1 protein-coding gene is annotated in these 254 nt (G+C 41.3%); it reads left to right on the top strand.

All coding sequences use genetic code 11. The features are described from left to right. Positions 1-254 (top strand): phosphoglucose isomerase-related protein (locus AAEZ22_RS18505; RefSeq protein ID WP_502935272.1); only part of this gene is annotated, 254 nt, incomplete at both ends.

Genomic DNA, 254 nt, shown 5'->3' with positions numbered 1-254 from the left:
TTAATGAACGGGGTAGATGCGCAGCAGATAACCGCTGATTTAGCAGCCAAAGGCAAAACGCCTGCGCAAATTGAAATGCTTCTAAAGCATAAAATTCATCAAGGAAACCGCCCAACAACGTCTATATTATTAGACACGGTTGATGCAAAAGCGGTGGGTCGTTTAATTGCACTGTATGAACATAAGATTTTTTGCCACGGTATTCTTTTACAAATATGTTCATTTGATCAGTGGGGCGTTGAGCTTGGTAAAGG

This window comes from Pseudoalteromonas sp. 20-MNA-CIBAN-0454 (genome assembly GCF_040308685.1).
Lineage (GTDB): Bacteria > Pseudomonadota > Gammaproteobacteria > Enterobacterales > Alteromonadaceae > Pseudoalteromonas > Pseudoalteromonas nigrifaciens.
The sequence above is the reverse complement of the archived record's forward strand: the minus strand, read 5'-3'. Positions and strand labels throughout refer to the sequence as shown.